Annotated in this window: 15 protein-coding genes; 8 read left to right on the top strand and 7 right to left on the bottom strand. The window is 64.2% G+C overall.

The genetic code is table 11. The annotated features are described in order from the left end of the window. Window positions 1–88 precede the first annotated feature (88 nt). Together CTB96_RS10145 and CTB96_RS10140 are read right to left on the bottom strand one after the other, a co-directional pair. A complete protein-coding gene (locus tag CTB96_RS10145) occupies window positions 89–1,660 on the bottom strand; it encodes a glucoamylase family protein (RefSeq protein WP_110126801.1) in 1,572 nt (523 codons plus the stop codon). A gap of 419 nt (window positions 1,661–2,079) precedes the next feature. Then, a complete protein-coding gene (locus tag CTB96_RS10140) occupies window positions 2,080–3,213 on the bottom strand; it encodes an MFS transporter (RefSeq protein WP_110128419.1) in 1,134 nt (377 codons plus the stop codon). 81 nt (window positions 3,214–3,294) lie between these two features. Here CTB96_RS10140 and CTB96_RS10135 point away from each other — a divergent pair, with 81 nt between their 5' ends. The 4 genes from CTB96_RS10135 to CTB96_RS10120 all read left to right on the top strand — a co-directional run bounded on the left by CTB96_RS10135 (window position 3,295) and on the right by CTB96_RS10120 (window position 7,380). Beyond that, window positions 3,295–4,065 (top strand): DeoR/GlpR family DNA-binding transcription regulator, encoded by a 771-nt coding sequence (locus CTB96_RS10135; protein WP_110126800.1) that lies wholly within the window; start codon window positions 3,295–3,297, stop codon window positions 4,063–4,065. Between the two features lie 115 nt (window positions 4,066–4,180). Continuing rightward, a complete protein-coding gene (locus CTB96_RS10130) occupies window positions 4,181–6,082 on the top strand; it encodes an ABC transporter ATP-binding protein (RefSeq protein ID WP_110126799.1) in 1,902 nt (633 codons plus the stop codon). Between the two features lie 75 nt (window positions 6,083–6,157). Further along, window positions 6,158–6,682, top strand: coding sequence for a DEAD/DEAH box helicase family protein (locus CTB96_RS10125; protein ID WP_110126798.1), 525 nt, complete (start codon window positions 6,158–6,160; stop codon window positions 6,680–6,682). A gap of 128 nt (window positions 6,683–6,810) precedes the next feature. Further along, on the top strand, window positions 6,811–7,380 hold the full coding sequence (locus tag CTB96_RS10120) for a GNAT family N-acetyltransferase (protein WP_110126797.1): 570 nt from the start codon (window positions 6,811–6,813) through the stop codon (window positions 7,378–7,380). On the opposite strand, the gene CTB96_RS10115 is transcribed toward CTB96_RS10120, so the two are convergent. From CTB96_RS10115 to CTB96_RS10105, 3 genes are all read right to left on the bottom strand, one after another. Further along, window positions 7,371–8,591, bottom strand: a complete 1,221-nt coding sequence (locus tag CTB96_RS10115) for an amidohydrolase (protein ID WP_110126796.1) — start codon at window positions 8,589–8,591, stop codon at window positions 7,371–7,373. The genes CTB96_RS10120 and CTB96_RS10115 overlap by 10 nt on opposite strands. A 55-nt stretch (window positions 8,592–8,646) precedes the next feature. Then, on the bottom strand, window positions 8,647–9,012 hold the full coding sequence (locus CTB96_RS10110) for an META domain-containing protein (RefSeq protein WP_110126795.1): 366 nt from the start codon (window positions 9,010–9,012) through the stop codon (window positions 8,647–8,649). A 191-nt stretch (window positions 9,013–9,203) separates the two neighbouring features. After that, complete coding sequence (locus CTB96_RS10105; RefSeq protein ID WP_248283325.1) at window positions 9,204–9,806, bottom strand: MarR family winged helix-turn-helix transcriptional regulator; 603 nt, start codon at window positions 9,804–9,806, stop codon at window positions 9,204–9,206. Between CTB96_RS10105 and CTB96_RS10100 the strand changes: the two genes are divergently transcribed. The 3 genes from CTB96_RS10100 (at window position 9,805) to CTB96_RS10090 (ending at window position 14,732) form a co-directional block, all read left to right on the top strand. Beyond that, window positions 9,805–10,743 (top strand): NADP-dependent oxidoreductase, encoded by a 939-nt coding sequence (locus CTB96_RS10100; RefSeq protein ID WP_181397224.1) that lies wholly within the window; start codon window positions 9,805–9,807, stop codon window positions 10,741–10,743. The genes CTB96_RS10105 and CTB96_RS10100 overlap by 2 nt on opposite strands. 221 nt (window positions 10,744–10,964) lie before the next feature. Beyond that, entirely contained in the window at window positions 10,965–12,719 is a 1,755-nt protein-coding gene (locus CTB96_RS20915) for a putative bifunctional diguanylate cyclase/phosphodiesterase (protein WP_110126793.1), read from the top strand. Window positions 12,720–13,133: 414 nt separating this feature from the next. Beyond that, complete coding sequence (locus tag CTB96_RS10090) at window positions 13,134–14,732, top strand: MFS transporter (RefSeq protein WP_219993253.1); 1,599 nt, start codon at window positions 13,134–13,136, stop codon at window positions 14,730–14,732. 150 nt (window positions 14,733–14,882) lie between these two features. Here CTB96_RS10090 and CTB96_RS10085 read toward each other — a convergent pair whose 3' ends face one another. Beyond that, window positions 14,883–15,377 carry a DUF1801 domain-containing protein gene (locus CTB96_RS10085; protein ID WP_110126792.1) on the bottom strand — a complete coding sequence of 165 codons (495 nt, stop codon included), beginning with the start codon at window positions 15,375–15,377 and terminating at the stop codon, window positions 14,883–14,885. A gap of 534 nt (window positions 15,378–15,911) precedes the next feature. Further along, the gene (locus CTB96_RS10080) at window positions 15,912–16,955 is read right to left on the bottom strand and encodes a zinc-binding dehydrogenase (RefSeq protein WP_181397223.1); all 1,044 of its coding nucleotides are present in this window, start codon (window positions 16,953–16,955) and stop codon (window positions 15,912–15,914) included. A gap of 270 nt (window positions 16,956–17,225) precedes the next feature. Between CTB96_RS10080 and CTB96_RS10075 the strand changes: the two genes are divergently transcribed. After that, window positions 17,226–17,624, top strand: coding sequence for an ACT domain-containing protein (locus tag CTB96_RS10075; protein WP_110126791.1), 399 nt, complete (start codon window positions 17,226–17,228; stop codon window positions 17,622–17,624). Window positions 17,625–17,627: the final 3 nt, after the last annotated feature.

Here is a 17,627-nt window from a genome sequence, read left to right as displayed (position 1 = left end):
GGTGAACTCTGCAGGTCGTTGGATTCGAGCGCTCACGCTTCCGTTGAACGGCGGCCGCGCCCCGCGGTGGCGGGGCGCGGCGGCGCGGTTACTCCAGCCTGGAACCGAAGACCTGGGCTCCGACGAGCGGACGCACGGCCGCCTCGAAGGCGTCGTCGACGAAGTAGTCCTTGAGCCGGTCGTCGAGCAGTTCGTTGGCGATCGCGGCCATGATCATCGACTGGTCGAGGGAGAGATACCGGTCGGCGATGGTTCCGCTCTGCGTCGCGACGGCGTCGTAGAAGCCGCCGGGGCCGTAGGCGCCCAGGTCGTTCTTGATGCCCGCGAGGTTGCTCAGGACGGCCGGTTTGTCATAGGGAAGGGCGAGGAATGATGCGTGCGGCGTCACGACGCCATCGCCGAACTCGGGGTTCGGCTTGCTGGCCTCGCGGCATCCCTCGTAGCCGGCATCAACGTTGGTTCGCTCCCGGTCGGAGGCGTAGCCGTCGGCGCTCATGCCCACTCCCTCGACTCCGTACTCGGCGTACTCGTCGAACGGGTCACTCGCCGGGGAGAAACCCCAGTAGCCGTAGCCGGCCTCGTCGAGACCGTGCTCGATCTGGGCGCGCACGCTCGCCGGGTGGTTCACGGCCCAGGATTGCGGCCCCCAGTCGGCTTCGGGCACGAGCAGGTCGGGCATCAGCGCCTCGAACATGCTGCCACCCCAGGCCGGTACGAGTTTCATTCCCCGGTACTCGTAGACGCCCTCGTAAACCGGCACCCCGAGGTACTCCCGCGTTTCGCCGGTGGGCTTTTGTTCCTGCCAGGCGAAGTCGCAGCCCTGATCGGGCATGGTGCGCAGGGTGCCGTAGTAGGCCTCAGCGGGAATCTGCCCGTTGGCGATGCCGAGGTAGTTCACGATGCGCGCTTCGCTCACACTCGTGTCGTAGTGGTGGCAGGTGTAGTAGAGCTCAGAGCCGTCGTCGCCGTAGTTGCCGGGAACGTTACAGCCGGGAGGGGGTGTCACCCAGAAACCGCCCCGATTGAGCCCGGCGCCGTTGACGGCGTTCGCTCCGCCCGCCAGATCGTGGAAGTAGCCGAAGTCCATACTGGCGTACAGCGCATCGGCCGATCGGGCGAGACGGGGTTCAGCCTCGGCGACGATGCGGAAGGACGCGGCGAGCCAGCCGTTGTCGACCGAGCTCAGGAACGGGTCGACGGGGTCGCCACTGCCCGGCCAGGTCGTGAGCTTGTGACCGTCGCGCGGCGAGTACCAGTTGTAGAACATGCCACTGGGCTCGTGCCGCTCGATTCGCTCGAGGGTCTTGAGGGTCGTCTTCATGCGATGGAAGGCATCCTGCTTGCTGATGATCCCCAGGTCACGCGCCGAGATGACCGACCACAGGTAGCCGCCGATATTGGTCGGGCTAGTGTTGTCGCTCGGCTCCGACAGGTCGCCCTGCAGCTTGTCCGCGGGCAGCCCGGTCTTCTTCTCGGTCATGGCGTCGAGCGAGGCCCAGGTGTCGACGGCATACCCCTGTAGGACCGAGATGTCTCCGGAGGGACCTTTCTCGTTGGGCCCCGTCGGTGCGCCGGGGGCGGCGGTGGCGCTCGGCGCGATGATGAGCGTTCCCGCCACCAGTGCGGCGCACAGCACGGCAAACTTCGGTGTTCGTTTCACAGCGTGTTCCTTCGTGTCGTCTTTGACCGCGTCGGCGCCGGGCGACCGATCACCGGATGACCGGACCCATCTGAGGCGCGCTAGGCACGTTCAGAGTGTAAGCGCATACATGGCCAAGATGCAAGGAATTCTCAAGGCCGGGCGGGCGCTGACCTACCGAGGATCCTCGTAGCGGGAGTCATTGGACTGAGCTGCAAACCAAGCAACAGAAGCCGTCTCAGCTGCTGCCGACCAGATAACAGCAATGGTGGTGGCTGCACTATTGATCGCGACACCAGCGCGTGCGAGGCATTGAGAGAGCGGCGTTCGTCGTGCCAGTCGGAGCGTGCGGGGCGCAAGTTCTCGTTTCATATCTTCGTACTCCTCAAGCGTGGGCGAGTCGATCTTTTTGACGGTGTGCGGTGTGGAACAGTGCGCGTCTAGGGCATCGTCTTCCTTGACCGCGAGACAGTTGGTGCGAGAAGAATGACCACCACTCCGACCACCATCAGCACGCAGAGGCCCCATCTGAGATCGGTGGCTTCTGTTAGGCCGCCAATGAGGGGGCTGGTGACGAGGAATCCGATCCGCATGAGCCAACTGACCAGAGTGACCCCGGCGCCCGCGCTGATTCCAGGGAGTGCGGCGGCAGCGGTCAGTGCGCTGGGCACGAGCGTGGCGGAGCCGTAGCCGGCCATCGCGAGGCCGAGCAGCAGCGTCACGACCTGGTCGTGCGTGCTGACGACAAGCAGCGCTCCCGCCGCGATAAGGAACCCGCCCGCGCGTGCGACTGCAGCCCGTCCGAAACGGTTGATGAGCAGATCGCCTGAGAATCGACCTACGCACTGGCTGCCGATGGTGACGGTGAACGCGAGGCCGGCGAGGGCGACCGGCATTCCTCCGATCTGCACCGCTGACATAGCCGCCCAGTTGTTAGCGACGTCTTCCAGCATCGTCCCGCAGATCGCGATTGCAATAAGCGGCAATGCGGCCACGAAGGCGAGTCTCAGTCCCCCACGCGGGCGAGCGGCATCCGCGGTCGTCGCCACTGGCGTCTGCGCAGCGGGCCCGACCAACCAACCGCCCGCGATGACGAGCAGGAAACACATTGCTCCAGCCACCGCGAGGAAGACTCGCACGTCGACCCCTCCGGCTGCGGCCAGGGTGGCGATGGCGCCACTGGCGACTCCGCCAAGGCTCCACAGCGCGTGCATCGACGAAAGGATGGAGCGCCCGGCCAGATCTTGGACTCTGATGCCGGCAATGTTCTGGGCTACGTCCACGATGGCGTCGAAGAAGCCGATGAGAAAAATGGTCACCGCGAGCATCCAGCTCGAGCTAGCCCACGCGGCTGCGGCGACCGTGACGCCCACGAGGGCCGTGCCGAACACGGCTACCGGTATCGCCCCGAATCGAGCTATGAGCGGTGTTGGCAGAGCCGATGAAGCAATCGCGCCGACAGCGAAAGCTGCCACGATCAAGCCGAACTCTGCTGCGCCAAGGTCCAGCCGTTGGGAGAGCAGGGGGTACCACGGGAGCAGCGCTGCGAAGACGGCCCCGTTGCTCGCGAACATGATTCCCACACCCGCTGGAGCCGCTCTGGATGCTGTGCCTGTCGTTGTCATAGCGAGCACTGTACGATCTAGAATGATCACATGCAACGATCAGAACGCCAGCGATTGATCATTCGCTCCGTCGACTCCGGCGCTCGCTCCGTCGACGATCTGGTCACCCTCACGGGTGCCTCTGCCGTCAGCATCCGGCGCGATTTAGTGGAACTGTCCGAGCAAGGCGCCCTGAGACGCGTTCGGGGTGGTGCCGCACCCGTGCCTCAACGCGGGGCAGAGTATCCGTTCGAGATTCGCCGCAGCGCTGACGCTGCGGACAAATTGATGCTCGCTCGAACGGCCGCCGGCCTCATCTCGCTTGGTGATTCCGTGCTCATCGACAACGGCACGACGGCGCTGGCCGTTGCGGAAGAACTCTCCGGCCTTGGCATCACTGCCATGGCGCTATCGCTACATGCTGCCGCTGCGTTGGCCCGAAAGCCGGGAAACGAAGTGATCGTGCCGGGAGGCGTAGTCGGGCACGGCGACCTGGCATTCACGGGACCGGGTGCAGCGGAAGCGGTTCGGGCGATGAGGTTTGACCTCGCTATCCTCGGCGCGTGCGCAGCCGACCCGGAAACCGGTCTCACTGTAGCCGGATGGGGAGATGCTCAAGTCAAGCGGGCCGCCATCGAATGCGCGCGGCGCGTTGTGCTGGTCGCCACCCCCGACAAGTTCGAACGCACGGCCGCTCACCGATTTGGCAAGCTGACAGACCTGGACACGATCGTCACCACCCGCGGTGTGCCCGCTGCAGTCATGTTCGACGCAAGGGAAGCAGGGATCACGGTAATCGTGGCATCCGAAGAACCGGCCTAACGCGAGTAGGTTGCCACGCGGGCGTCTCAGACTGACTGACGGACGACAGGCGTGAGGGAACCGAGCTCGGGCAACCGGCATCTAAGCTGGACTGTTGCCCACGGAAGGAACCTCAATGAGCATGGAAGGCGCGGCCTGGAGCTCGCTCTACAAGATCTCGAGTGCCAGAGACGGCAAGCACGGCTTCTCCCGCGAGTCGGTGCGGCGCATCCTGACGTTCGCGGTGCCCTACCGGTCCAAGCTGCTGATCTTCATCACCCTCTCCACCGTGGGAGCCTTCCTCGCGGTCGCGACGCCGGTACTCGCCGGCCAGGTGGTCGACGTCATCGTCGCCCAAGGCGCGGTCAGCACGATCGTTCGGCTCGCCGTCGTCATCGCCCTCGTCGCCGTGGCCGACGCCGGCGTGTCACTCGTGACGCGCTGGTACTCGGCGAGGATCGGCGAAGGCGTCATCCTGGACCTCCGCACCGCCGTCTTCAACCACGTGCAGAAGATGCCGATCGCGTTCTTCACCCGCACCCGCACGGGCGCCCTCGTCAGCCGCCTCAACAACGATGTGATCGGCGCTCAGCAGGCCTTCAGCGGCACGCTGTCCGGCGTGGTCACGAACCTCGTGGCGCTGATCCTCACCCTGATCGTCATGCTCAGCACGTCGTGGCTCGTGACGGTTCTCGCCGTGATCATGCTCCCCATCTTCCTGGTCCCCGCGCGCCGCATGGGCAGCCGCCTCGCCGCGCTGCGCCGCGAGGCCGCCGATCACAACTCCGCCATGAGCACGCAGATGACCGAGCGCTTCTCGGCACCGGGCGCCACCCTCGTCAAGCTGTTCGGCCGGCCCGACGAGGAGGCCGAGGAGTTCCGCGTGCGCGCCGCCCGCGTGCGCGACATCGGGGTCCGGTCCGCGATGCTGCAGTTCGTCTTCTTCACCGCACTCATGCTCGTGTCCGCTCTCGCCCTCGCGCTCGTCTATGGCCTCGGCGGCACCCTCGCACTCGCCGGCCAGCTGAACACCGGTGACGTGGTCACCCTGGCGCTGCTCCTCACCCGCCTCTACGCGCCGCTCACCGGCCTCGCGAACGCACGGGTGGAGATCATGAGCGCGGTGGTCAGCTTCGAGCGCGTCTTCGAGGTGCTGGACCTCGACCCGCTCATCAAGGAGAAGCCCGACGCCGTCGCCGTCCCCGAAGGCCCGGTGTCCGTCGAGTTCGACAACGTGCGCTTCGCCTACCCATCCGCCGACAAGGTGTCCCTCGCCTCTCTCGAGGAAGTGTCCACGCTGGACACCCGCGGCGGCGAGGAGGTGCTGCACGGCGTGTCCTTCAGGATCGAGCCGGGGCAGACCGTTGCCCTCGTTGGCACGTCGGGCGCCGGCAAGTCCACGATTGCGCAACTCCTCTCGCGCCTGTATGACGTCGACAGCGGTGCCGTGCGCCTCGCAGGCACGGATGTCCGCGATGTCACGTTCGCCTCCATGCGGCACACCCTGGGCATGGTGACGCAAGACGGCCACCTGTTCCACGAGACCATCCTCTCCAATCTGCGCCTCGCGAGGCCGGAGGCGTCCGACGACGAGGTGTGGGACGCCGTGCGCCGTGCGCGGCTCGAGCCGCTCATCCGGTCCCTGCCGGACCAGCTGGACACCATGGTGGGCGAGCGTGGCTACCGGCTGTCCGGCGGCGAGCGCCAGCGGATGACCATCGCGAGGCTTCTGCTCGCCCAGCCGCGCGTCGTCATCCTCGACGAGGCGACCGCGGCGCTGGACTCGACGTCTGAGGCCGCCGTGCAGGCGGCGCTCAGCGAGGCGCTCGAGGGACGCACCGCGATGGTCATCGCGCACCGTCTCTCCACCATCCGCAGCGCAGATCTGATCCTCGTGGTCGAGGACGGCTCGATCGTGGAACGCGGTACGCACGAGGAACTGCTGGCTATGGGCGGGCGGTACGAAGAATTGCACCGGACCCAGTTCGCCGTGCAGAAGAATGTTGCGGCCGATGAGGAAGCGATGAGCCGGACGTAGTCACTGACCTCGGTGCCTCCGCGCGATATGGGCCGGCTTTCGGGCGCGTGGAAGCGGTATCGCTAGCATGGGCCGATGATCATATGGCTCAACGGCACGCATGGCGTCGGGAAGACGACGACCGCTGCTCTCGTGCAGCAGCTCATCGCCGACTCCCGTGTGTTTGATGCCGAGAAGGTCGGCGAAACACTCATGGACGTTTACCCGGGGCTACCTAAGACGGATAACTTCCAGCACTGGCCTCCGTGGCGGCCCCTCGTAGTCGAGACGGCTCGCCGCATCCTCGACTACACCGGTGGCACTCTGGTGATGCCGATGACTGTGTTGGTCGAGCCCTACTGGCGGGAAATCAGCCAGGGCTTGGCCTCCTACGACATTCCAGTGCATCACTTCGTGCTCCACGCCGATCAAGGCACCCTCCGGAAACGAATTCAGGACGACTCCGTGATGGGCCCCTCCTCGTTTCGATTCAGCTACCTCTCCCCCTACGCCGAGGCCTTCCAGTCCTGGTTGGGCAAAGAGGCCCACGTCATCGATACCACGGAGTTCACGCCTGCTCAGGCCGCGTCGGAGGTCGCCAAGACAGTCAACATCTCGTGACTACTGGACGGTCCGAAAACAGTGCCAGTTTGTAAAAGGTTTGTGAACGACTGACTCGCGAAGTGCCCGCGGGAGTCCAGACAGGATAGCTTCTAGTTGGCCACGTTCGCTGACCACTCTGCCAAAATATGCGAGTGCTTACCTCTCCTTGGCCTGCCTCTAGTGGAGCGCTGCTCCTCCGAGACGTTCGATCAGACGACCTCGCGCAGATACTTGCGCTGCGAAACAACCCGGTCGTAAACCGTTTCATGCTGCGCACCCGCGTCGAGCCTGAAACATTTCGACAGGAGTGGCTCAGCATTCCGACCAGCGACACAGATTTTTCGTGCGTCGCCCAGTGTGATGGCGAGATTGTCGGGATGGGTTTCCTCGACCTCGTTGACGGCATGGGGCAGCCAGGCATGCCCCAACGCACCCAAGGCGTCATGGGCTACATGCTTGAGCCCGACTGCGCGGGGAGGGGATTCGGCACCGACTTGGCCCGAGGCCTTCTGTGCGCAGCATTCGACAGGCTCGGCCTTCGGCGGGTCATGGCTAGCTGCAACGCCGACAACATGGCCTCGGTGCGAGTGCTCGAAAAGGCGGGAATGCGCCGAGAGCAACATGGAATTCAAGACTCCTGGCACGCCGAACTTGGGTGGGTCGACGGGTATCAATACGCGCTCCTAGACCACGAGTGGCGCAACAATCATCCCTGAATCGATCGTTCACGGTCACGTGAGAGCCAGGTCCGCGCCGCTGTGACAAGCGCCTCGATGCCTCGTGTGAGTGTCGGTTCGATAACGGGCGCGAAGTGTGGCGAGTGGTTGGATGGCACATCGCGGTCCAGGGTGCCTGCGGCAGCGGCAGCCAGATATGACGGGGTGTCGGCTCCGCCGAGGATCCAGTAGACGAGCGGCGCACCCGCTGCGATTGCGAGCAGTCCGACGTCCTCGCTGCCGCTGACTTCTCCAGGATCGAGCACGCTGGCGCCGCCGAAGGCAGCGCGGAATGCATCGTTGGTGCGCTCCGCACCGCGGACGTCGTTGACCAGCACGGGAAACGACTCCGCGTAGTGGATTCGTGGCTCCGGCGCACCGGAGGCCGCGGCTTCGGCACTCACGATGCGCTCGATCGCGTCGATAATCCGGACACGCACATCCTCGGTGAACGCGCGAACACTGAGACCGAGGGTCGCCGTGTCAGGGATGATGTTGTTCTTCGTTCCGGCGACGATGCGGCCAACCGTGACGACTGCTGTCTCTTGCGGCGCTACCTCTCGAGCGACGATGGTCTGCAACCGAAGAACGATTGCGGCTGCCAATACGATCGGATCGATGGTCGTCTCCGGGCGGGAGCCGTGCCCGCCGCGTCCATAAACCGTGATGTCGATACTGTTGGCGCCTGCGAACGCTGGACCAGGATGCGCGCCGACTGCGCCCGCTGGCGCAGGACCGACGTGCTGACCCAACACCACATCCGGGACCGGCACCTTCTCGTAAAGGCCGTCCTCCAACATCGCCTGTGCGCCACCACCGCTCTCTTCGGCTGGCTGGAAGAGCGCGATCAACGTGCCTGCCCACTCATTGCGGGTCTGCGCAAGTCGATCGGCGGCCCCGATCAAACTCGCCACATGCACGTCGTGGCCACAGGCGTGCATGAGCCCGTCAACCGTGCTGGCATAATCCAGTCCGGTGTCTTCCTCCACCGGAAGGGCATCCATGTCGGCGCGCAGGAGCACGGTCTTGCCATCGCCGTTTCGGAGCACGCCAACGACACCGGTGCGGCCGATTCCCTCCAGAACGTCGTAGCCCGCGGCCCGCAAACGGTCCGCCGCAATGCCGGCGGTGCGGGTCTCCTGGAAAGCTAGTTCCGGGTGGCGGTGCAGATCGCGGTACAGCTCTGCGATGGGCTGGGGAACCTCAGTCATATTCTCATCCTGCCGCAATCGAAAACGAGACCCGCCGCGCGGGTCGGGATGCTGATCAGTCATTGTCCAGGGTGCCGATCTCTGTGCCATCCGACCGATAAACGGTAAGCGCGTTGCCATCGACCTTCGCCGTATCAGCCAGGTTGAGCCATGGCGTCACCCCCTCGCACGCCTGGGTGATCGATGCGAATGGACCGAAGGTGAAGGTGTCGCCGGAGACAGTGCCCTTGCCCTCGAGCGGGTTGCAGCCGTCAGTGCCGGAAAACGACCCGTCCGCCTCGATAGTCAGAGACGGCTCACCCTCGCCGCCGTGCCCCCAGGTGCCGGCAAAAGCCGAGCCAGAGGACGAACATCCGGCCAGTGCGCTAACCGCCATTGCAGCAGTTATGACGAAAGCAACTCGCGCGAATCCGTTGGTCATGGCTAGAACCTAGTGGGTCCGGCCGGATCGCGAAATACCCAGTCGAAGAGAAACTCGCCTGCGACGGGTGCCTAACATCGAGGCGGCCCGTCGGCAGCGGGTGAAGCCACGTGCCGCCGGCCTGCATCGAGTCCCAGAAAACCACCGCTTTCCAGATGGACTGCACCCAAGCTACTCACAATTCCCGCGAATCAACGATCAGTCTTGCGGCGCCGTGGTGCTGCCGACCGGGGTGGTGTCGCGCGCAGGTGATCGCGCACCGCGGTCAGCGACTCGGCGAGGGCTCCTACGTCCTGGTGGCTGAGTGGGGCGAAGAACAGGGTCTTGAGGACCTCGATGTGTCCTGGGAAGACATCGGCCAACACCGAGCGCCCCGCATGGGTGATGGTGAGTGTGACACTTCGTTCGTCGTCAACCGAGGGTGCCCGGGTCACCAGGCCGGCTTTCTCGAGCAGTCCCGCCTGGTGGGTCAGCCCGCTGCGGCTATAGACGACCCCATCGGCCAGATCTGTCATCCGCTGGCTACCTCTCGGTGAGTCGCCGAGCCGAGCCAGGATCTGAAACTGCACGTAACTGAGCTGGCCCGCCTGCATCAATTGCTGTTCGACCGCATGGCGGATCAGACTGCTCACTTCCGTGAACGCGAAGTACGCGCTGAGCTCGACGGGGTCCAATGACGGCTTTGTTTCTGGCATTTCCCCAGCATACTTGCTTCGACGTCGAAGCAATGTTATGTTTCTCTCAGTTGCTTCGACGTCGAAGCAAAAACCTCTGAAGAAAGCGACAATCATCATGAAGGCAGTGCGTTTCCACGAGTTCGGCTCCCCTGAAGTCCTCCGCTTCGAGGACGCCGACCAGCCCTCCGCCGCGGAGGGCCAAGTCCTCGTCCGGGTGTCCGGCTCTGCGTTCAACCCCGCCGACTCCGGCATCCGCAGCGGTACGCTGCCGTTCCCCGTCTCCCTGCCGCACGTGCCCGGCTACGACGTTTCGGGCACCATCGCTGCGCTCGGTGAGGGTGTCAGCGCGTTCCAGGTCGGCGACGCCGTCGTTGGTTTCTTGCCGATGGGCGCGGATGGTTCGGCCGCGGAGTACGTCGTCGCACCTGCAGACGTCCTGGTCTCAGCACCGTCGACTATCCCCTTGGCTGACGCGGCCGCGTTCCCATCGGTGGCGCTCACCGCCTGGCAGGGCCTCTTTGACCTTGGCGAGCTCACGAATGGCCAGCGAGTTCTGATCACCGGTGCCGGTGGAGCGGTAGGCGGATACGCCATCCAGCTCGCCAAGCGTGCCGGCGCCTACGTCATTGCCACCGCGAGCTCCCGCAGCCACGACGCCGTGGCGGCAGCCGGTGCTGACCAGGTCATCGACCACACCAGCGCCCGCGTCCTCGACTCGGTCTCCGAACCTGTCGACGTGTTGTTCAACCTGGCACCGCTCAGCGACGAGGAGTTCACAGCGCTTGTCGATATCGTCCGTGACGGCGGCATCGTCGTGTCCACAGCCGCGTGGATGACCACCCCCGGCGACGACACCCGAGGTGTGCGCACCGCAGGGGTCTTCGTCCGCCCCGACACGGACGAACTGGCCCAGCTGGTCGCCCTCGTCGACAGCGGCGAACTCACCGTCAGCATCACCCAACGAGTCACACTGAGCGAACTCCCTGGGATCCACGCCCTGGCCGCCGACGGAGGGCTTCACGGCAAAGTCATCGCCGTCCCCAACACCAACTGATCCGGTCACCCGGGTGCATTCACCGATCGGGAATGATGACCCGTTCCGGAGCCTTGTGCTCGTGGGGAACCTCCGTCAGTAGACGCTCAGGGGCTCGCTCGAATTGCCAGGTCAGCCGCCAGGATCGCGGTCGAACTGGGGGTGCCTACGTGAACTGAACAGTGTGGAAACAGCGGCAGGTCGGTTCGCTACGCCGTCCATCGATCAAGTACTGATTGAATATGAGCATTGCTTCTGACACCGATCTCGGCCGCGTCGAGCGCGTTCTGCGCCTAGCCGACTTGGCGACCAGCCCCAAACTGGTACCAGCCGCCACTCCGGTGACCGAGATAGACCGACTATTCCGTGCAGACCGGAACCTTCGATCTCTAGTGATTCACGAGAACGGCATCTACTCGCTCCTCACCCGCGAACAGGTGGAGCACGCCCTGACCGGGCGCCTCGGCTACGGACGAGGGCTGCACGCTAGATCGACTGCCGTACAAATGCTGCCCGCGAACTCCTTCACCCTGCCTGGATCTATGGCTCTCGCGAGCGCCGCCCAACATATCCTTGACTCGCCAGAGGGAAGCAGGCATCGAGATGTGCTCGTCGTCACCGACGATGGCCCACGAGTTGTGTCGGTGTCACAGATCTTCGAACGACTGTCAGCAGACTTCCGCCATGCAGCCTTGCATGATTCTCTGACCGGACTTCCAAACCGACGCCACTTGGGGGAGCGCGGCGAAGCACTCGCACGAGGAAACGCAAACCTGGCGGGAATCGCCGTCCTCTACATCGACCTCGACGGCTTCAAAGCGATCAACGACACCTTCGGCCACCGAGCAGGAGATGAGGTCCTGGCCGGGTTCGCCGAACGGCTAGGGCGCATCATCCGTCCAGCGGACGTTTTAGCCCGCCTCGGCGGGGACGAATTCGCGATTCTGCTCGTCGGCGTGAGTGAAATGCAGGCTCTCGCCGTCGCTGACCGTGTGGTGGCGGGGTCTTCGGTCCCGTTCGACTGTGACGGCAATATCTTGCACTTGTCGGCGTCGGTTGGCATTGCCATGCCCGGTGATGTGCCAGCGGAGCCGGAGTTAACCCGGCTGGAAGCCTTGCTCCGACATGCAGACGGAGCGATGCTCAAGGCGAAGCAGGCCGGAAAACGACAGGTCGCACGGCTGGATGGGCACGACGAGGCGGCGCCGATTGCGCGGAACGCGCTCATCCGCCGGCGTCTTCCGAGCGCCTTCGAAACCCGCCGCTTCACGCTGCACTATCAACCGCAACTGGACCTGGTGAGCGGTGACAATTCCACAGTGGAAGCGTTGCTGCGCTGGACGGACTCAGAGTTGGGCATGGTTTCGCCAGCCGAATTCATACCGATTATGGAACTTTCCGGCGACATTCACCGGATCGGTTTACGGGTAATCAATGAGGTTTGCATGCAAGCGAGGCGCTGGTTAGATGCCGGCGTGCCGCGCCGCGTTGGGATCAATGTGTCCCCCGTACAGCTCGCGACTCGCCGTGTTGTTTCCGAACTCCTGAGCGCCCTGGCCCGGCACGGCGTTCCCCCAGACCTAATTCAAGTAGAGATCACCGAGGGTGCCGCGATCACCAACTTGCCGCGAGCGATCGGGCAACTCCAGCAACTGCGGGACGCTGGAATAAGTATCGCCCTAGACGACTACGGCACGGGATTCTCCTCACTGGCCATGCTGCGCAATCTTCCTTTGAACATCGTGAAGATCGACAAGTCATTCATCGACAACATCGACACCTCTGCCGCCGACGCGCTCCTCGTGAGGGGTGTCATCGACACCGCTCATGCGCTCGGTCTCAAGGTCACGGCTGAGGGTGTCGAACGTCCGTGTCAACTTAGATTGTTGCGCGAGCTGGGGTGTGACATCGCGCAAGGCTTCCTAATATCGCGTCCAGTCGCTCCAGACGACCTCCCACCATTAACAGCGCGCACTCCACTACTCGAGTGGCACTAGAGCGCCCGTTACTTCATAAGTACGCGAGCAGCCACTCCCCCACGCGCGAGGCGCAGTCGAGCCGAGCGCAGGGCCGACAGTTCGCTTCCGATCCAGCACGGACGGTGATGGCGATCGGTCGTGCGCTCGGTCCGCGATCCGGTGCGCATCACGGGCTGCGCAATACCCTGGGCGGGATTTAGCAATGCGCGTGTGCTGGAGGAAATCGCGCTGGGCAAGTCACCGGTACTGAACAAGCGCGCACTGCCGAATCGTGTCCAACGCATGAGATCGCGCGTTGCGTCGTGGCGGCACAGGGAAAGGTCCGTAAATCGCTGTGCTCCTGCCTCGATCTTCAGCGCTTGTGTGGTTGTATGGTAGTGTGCAAGCGTCTTGGGAACGAACCTGGGGCCCTGAAGCAGAAGGCACAATGACGTGAGTCCCCTCATAGAAAAAACGACCAGGCGCGTGTACACGGCCCGCCCCATCACGCTCGCCCGGAGCATTGGCTTCGGTGTACTAGACCTCATGGGCGGCGGCTGGAACACCATCATCAGCGGCCTGATGCTGTACTTCTTCACGACCTACGGGGATGTCAGCGCCGTCCAAGCCGGCACGATCCTCTTCATCGCCCGCATCGTCGATGCGGTCGTCAGTCTGATCATCGGCCCGCTGACCGACAACTTCTATCGGACCCGCCTGGGCAAGAAGTTCGGCCGCCGCCACTTCTTCCTGCTGATCGGCGCACCCCTGCTCCTCGTGGTCTTCCCCCTTCTGTGGATCTCGCACCAGGGCTTCTGGTACTACCTGCTCGTTTACCTGGCCGTCGAGATGATCATGGCGATGATTCTCATCCCGTGGGAGACCCTGCCCACTGAGATGACGGACGACTACAAGCTGCGGACCAAGCTCAGCTCGACCCGTATGTTCCTCTCGGCCACGGGCACCTTCCTCGTCTTCTTCATCCCGGCCCAGATCAAGGAGACGAACAACCCGCACGCCTACCTCATCACCGGTCTCATCTTCTCCGTGCTGTTCGCCGGCGCCGTCATCACGACGTACTTCACCACCTGGGAGCGCAAGCTCACCCCGGAGTTCCTCGCGGAGCTCGACGCCCAGCCCAAGGTGCCCGTCGGCAAGCTTGTTGCCGACAACCTCAAGGACTTCGGCTCGACGTTCAAGAACTCGAGCTTCCGCAAGCACCTGGCGATCTATCTCTTCTCCTTCACGGGCAAGGACATCTTCGCTACAGCGCTGACGTTCTTCGTCGTGTACGCCGTGAACGGCAGCGAGTCTTTCGGCCTCACCCTCCAGTCGCTGTCCATCATCGGGCTGCCGACCACGGTGCTCGCCGCCTTCCTCATGATCCGGAAGGGCCCGCGCTACTTGTTTGCCATGTCCTACTCCGTGATCATCGCCTGCCTGCTCGCCCTCGGCGCGATCTACCTACTCCAGCCGTCCTCGACGATGGTGCTGCTCGTCATCGTCGGCCTCGCGTATCAGGCCGGACGATCCGTCCTCGAGTTCACGCCGTGGAACGTCTTCCCGTTCATCCCCGACGTCGACCGGATCATGACCCGCCAGGACCGCGCCGGAATCTATGCCGCGGTGATGACCTTCGGCCGCAAGTCGACAGGCGCGGTCGCGACCCTCATCGTCTCGTGGTTCCTGGACATGGGTGGCTTCCTCAAGCCCGGCAGCGAGGGCGGCGTGCAGCTCGACGCCTCGTGCATCGACTCCTGCCCCCTCGTGCAGAGCTCCGGCACCCAGCACGTCATCGCGCTCGTCGTCATCGTCGGGCCGCTGGTCCTCATCGCTATCGCGTTGGCCATCTCGCGGTTCATGTACCTCGACCCGCAGAGCCACGGAGTCCTGCGCGCCGAGATCGACCGCCTCGAGGCCGGCGGCTCCAAGGAGGAGGTCACCTCCGAGACCCGTGTGGTCGTCGAGAAGCTGACCGGCCACCCGTACGAGTCAGCCTGGCCCGGGGACGCCATCTCCCCCACCGCCACGCCCGTCTCCACCGGGAGCTGACCCGCCCGATCGCCGCTCGGATCACGTTCACCTCCGGGAGCGCGGCGGGGACGTGCGGCTCGCGTGCAGGCGGGAGACGTGGTCCAAGGGGTTGCGCGGCAGGACCTCCTGCCGCGCCGCCGGCTTCACCTCAATGCGCTGTGCCGGTGGTCAACGCCTCTTACCGCCGACACCCGGCGCGGATGCGATCTGCGTCATCCACGCCGATATCTGACGTTCGTCGATGTCGTCCACGGACTCGAGCTCCACTCCCCTCGTTGACCTGCCCATCCCGATTGGCGTCACCGGCGGTACCGGCTCGAGCGCCGTGCCGTTGACGAACATAAGCTTGACGTGGCCGGCGAACCCGCCGCAGCTGAAGCACCATCCGTCGCCGACGCCGTAGTACGCCATGCCCCACTTCACGGATCGCTGGAGGTCGGGCAGGGTCTTGACTGCGAGAGCATCGACTGCTTCCGCAATACCTCGTTGCGGCTGCGGGAGGCTTGCGATGTAGGCGAAGACCGGCTTGTCGCCGACGGCCGCTTTCGCGGGGCTCGCCCGTCCGGTCATGGCTTCTGGCAGAGTCCCGGCGGTGTCGCTCTGCGCATTAGCCTCCGTCGCAGGTACTTGGCGTTCGGTCTTGCCGATGTCCTTGCTGTCCATGGCGAGATCATATTCCTCGCCCAACAGGCGTGGGGGTCTTGCCGAAAATCGCGGCAGCGCACAATGCTACGACGGGACTTTGCAGGTGTGAACCGAAAAAGTCCCGGACACCACATGGCTTCGGGGGCTTCATGGTCAGGCTGACAGGATTTGAACCTGCGACCCCCTGAAGGTTCTGGCCTTAATTTAGACGTTACCGAATGTCTCCGAAAACCCTCGGATTCCCTTGTGTTTACAGGGAATCAGGCGATTCGCTGCCTCCAATTGTAACCCATCGTTTTGGGTCAAATAGAGATGAATTAGATGGCTAAATGATGGACTTGTGGACCCTCTTTGATTGGTCCCACGAGCCCTTCAATCTATCCCCCACATGTGCCGCGCAGGTGACCGATCGTCGCCAGTGATGGCAATCGGTCGTGCGCTCGGTCCACGGTCTGGTTCGCAGCACCGTCGGCGCATCCACATGTAACGCGCGAAGGAGGGCAGGGCTGCGCACGGTGTCATCCCGTGGCAGCACTCCCCTGTGACCTCGTACTAGACCGTGACGAGAACCTTCAGTGCCTCGCGGGCGTCCATCGCGGCGTATCCCGCCGGTACGTCGTCGATCGAGACGGTGCGGTCGAAGACCTTGCCGGGGTCGATGGTGCCGTCGAGTACCAGCGGGATGGCCTGTTCGATGTAGGCACGCACGGGCGCTGGTCCGCCGGTGAGGGTGATGTTCTTGCCGAACAGCGACATGAAGCCGATCGGGGCTTCCTCGTACTGGGGCACACCGACGCGAGAAATCACGCCGCCGGCCCGGACGACCTTGAACGACTGCTCGTAGGCGGGCATCAGGCCGACCGCCTCAAGGACCACGTGCGAGCCGGAGCCGTTGGTGAGGTCGAGCACCTTGTTGATGCCGTCTTCGCCGCGTTCGGCGACGACATCTGTGGCTCCCCACTGGCGGCCGAGGTCGGTGCGCGAGGTGTGCCGGCCCATCAGGATGATGCGTTCGGCGCCGAGCTGCTTGGCGGCGAGCACCGCGGAGAGGCCGACGGCGCCATCGCCGATCACGGTGACGGTCTGGCCTGCCTGAATGCGGGCCATGTGTGCGGCGTGGTAGCCGGTGAGGTAGACATCCGACAGCGTGAGGAGGCTCGGCAGGAGCGCGGAGTCGTTCTCGGTAATGCCGGGCACGACGACGAGGCTGCCATCGGCCAGCGGCACGCGCGCGAGCTCGGCCTGCAGGCCTGCGGTGTCGGGGGTTCCGTAGAACCCGCCGTGCGGGCAGGCGGTCTGGAAGCCGTCTGTGCAGATCTGGCAGGTGTTGTCTGAAAAGGCGAACGGGACGATGACGAGGTCGCCCTTCTTCACCGTGCTAACGGCGGAACCGATCTCTTCGACGACGCCGAGGAGCTCGTGGCCCATGCTCTGGCCGTGTTCGGTGGCGGGCATTGAGTGGTAAGGGTGCAGGTCGGATCCGCAGACGCAGCTCAGCACGGTGCGCACGATGGCGTCGGTGGGCTGCTGAATGGTGGGGTCGGCAACGGTCTCGACGCGAACGTCGCCGGCGCCGTACATGATGGTGGCTTTCATTGTGGGTCCTCTCGAAAGTGTGTATCCATGACACCTCGGTTTTCGGGCGAGTGGGAGTTTCTGTCGTGAGGCGTTCTGTCAGGGCACCCATCGGTCCTTACGTCGAACATCATTCCCACCGGTTGTGCGGATGCCGTATGGAGTTCAGTTCCGGGAGAGCGCGACAACTGGATTTTGACCACAGCCCGTCGTCGTGCATGATGGCTTCGGCGCGATGCTAGTGGCTTCCCGATTCGGGGCCTTCCGCGCAAGCAGAACCAGGACACTCCGATGCCGACTCCCTCTGTAGAACTCTTCCAGCTCGCAGGCGACTACGTCATTGCCCGCTTGCCTGCGACCGCCGAGATGCCGAAAAACCTCCTTAGCGCCTTGTCGGCGGGTGAATACGTCTCGATAACACGAACTCCCCAGGAGTTGTCTATCGTGTGTGTTTCAGAGCGGGCACCCGCCGATGCCCAAATCGATGGCACATGGCGAGCCCTCTACGCGAGTGGTCCGATCCCGTTCGGACTCACAGGAGTCGTCACGTCCCTCGTTGCGCCGCTGTCGGCGGCCGGGTGCGCTGTGTTCGTCATCTCAACGTTCGACGGGGACATCCTCATGGTGCAGGCGGCGGATAGCGAGAGGGCTCGAACGATCCTGACGGAGGCAGGCCATACGCTGGCCTGAATC

The organism is Cryobacterium arcticum, assembly GCF_003185895.1.
Lineage (GTDB): Bacteria > Actinomycetota > Actinomycetes > Actinomycetales > Microbacteriaceae > Cryobacterium > Cryobacterium arcticum.
Note: the sequence above shows the minus strand (reverse complement) of the source record. Positions and strands in the feature narration are given on the sequence as shown.

Bases quoted from the DNA above. Each gene is read 5' to 3' on its own strand.
- CTB96_RS10140 (WP_110128419.1), bottom strand. From the start codon at position 3,213: ATGTTCGCGAGCAACGGGGCCGTCTTCGCAGCGCTGCTCCCGTGGTAC.
- CTB96_RS10135 (WP_110126800.1), top strand. From the start codon at position 3,295: ATGCAACGATCAGAACGCCAGCGATTGATCATTCGCTCCGTCGACTCC.
- CTB96_RS10130 (WP_110126799.1), top strand. From the start codon at position 4,181: ATGAGCATGGAAGGCGCGGCCTGGAGCTCGCTCTACAAGATCTCGAGT.
- CTB96_RS10125 (WP_110126798.1), top strand. From the start codon at position 6,158: ATGATCATATGGCTCAACGGCACGCATGGCGTCGGGAAGACGACGACC.
- CTB96_RS10120 (WP_110126797.1), top strand. From the start codon at position 6,811: ATGCGAGTGCTTACCTCTCCTTGGCCTGCCTCTAGTGGAGCGCTGCTC.
- CTB96_RS10115 (WP_110126796.1), bottom strand. From the start codon at position 8,591: ATGACTGAGGTTCCCCAGCCCATCGCAGAGCTGTACCGCGATCTGCAC.
- CTB96_RS10110 (WP_110126795.1), bottom strand. From the start codon at position 9,012: ATGACCAACGGATTCGCGCGAGTTGCTTTCGTCATAACTGCTGCAATG.
- CTB96_RS10100 (WP_181397224.1), top strand. From the start codon at position 9,805: ATGAAGGCAGTGCGTTTCCACGAGTTCGGCTCCCCTGAAGTCCTCCGC.
- CTB96_RS10105 (WP_248283325.1), bottom strand. From the start codon at position 9,806: ATGATGATTGTCGCTTTCTTCAGAGGTTTTTGCTTCGACGTCGAAGCA.
- CTB96_RS20915 (WP_110126793.1), top strand. From the start codon at position 10,965: ATGAGCATTGCTTCTGACACCGATCTCGGCCGCGTCGAGCGCGTTCTG.
- CTB96_RS10085 (WP_110126792.1), bottom strand. From the start codon at position 15,377: ATGGACAGCAAGGACATCGGCAAGACCGAACGCCAAGTACCTGCGACG.
- CTB96_RS10080 (WP_181397223.1), bottom strand. From the start codon at position 16,955: ATGAAAGCCACCATCATGTACGGCGCCGGCGACGTTCGCGTCGAGACC.
- CTB96_RS10075 (WP_110126791.1), top strand. From the start codon at position 17,226: ATGCCGACTCCCTCTGTAGAACTCTTCCAGCTCGCAGGCGACTACGTC.